The organism is Pseudonocardia sulfidoxydans NBRC 16205, from assembly GCF_007989085.1.
Taxonomy (GTDB): Bacteria; Actinomycetota; Actinomycetes; order Mycobacteriales; family Pseudonocardiaceae; genus Pseudonocardia; species Pseudonocardia sulfidoxydans.
Genome location: NZ_BJVJ01000198.1, coordinates 1 through 682, shown reverse-complemented (window position 1 = coordinate 682; position 682 = coordinate 1). Strand labels below are relative to the sequence as shown.

1 protein-coding gene is annotated in these 682 nt (G+C 76.5%); it reads left to right on the top strand.

Features of this window, described 5'->3' with window-relative positions:
* Positions 1-15: 15 nt before the first annotated feature.
* Positions 16-682 (top strand): SDR family NAD(P)-dependent oxidoreductase (locus tag PSU4_RS31010; RefSeq protein ID WP_147116247.1); only part of this gene is annotated, 667 nt, incomplete at its 3' end.

The following is a 682-nucleotide window of genomic DNA, read 5'->3' as shown; positions in this document are numbered from 1 at the left end:
CGGGAGGATGAGGGCATGGACTTCGGGATCGCGGGGAAGCGGGCGGCCGTGGCCGCGGCCAGCACGGGGCTGGGATACGCCAGCGCGGAGGCGCTCGTCGCCGAGGGCGCGACGGTGACCATCTGCAGCTCCGACGCCGACCGGGCGCGCGCCGCCGCCGAGAAGCTGGGCGGTGCCACCGGGTGGCTGGTCGCCGACCTGCGTGGCCCCGAGGGGGCGACGGCGTTCGTCGAGGGCGCGGCCGAGCGGATGGGTGGGGTCGACATCCTCGTCGTCAACGGCCCCGGCCCGGGCCCGGGGACCGTCACCGAGGTGCCGCTCGACGCCTACCAGGCCGCGCTGGACCGGAGCCTGCTCGCGGTCGTCGCGATGTGCCTGGCCGCGACGCCGGGTATGCGGGAGCGCGGGTGGGGGCGGGTCGTCGCGATCACGTCGCTGGGCGTGCGCCAGCCGTATATGAACCTGGCGCTGTCGAACACCGCGCGTTCCGGCGCGACCGGCTTCCTGCGGACGCTGGCCCGGGAGATCGCGTCCGACGGCGTCACCGTGAACTCGGTGCAGCCCGGCCTGCACGAGACCGACCGGGTCACCGGTGTCTACGGCTCCGAGGGCCCGGCGCTCGACGGCGCGCTGGCCGAGGTTCCCGCCGGCCGGCTCGGCAGCCCCGCCGACTTCGGCGCCG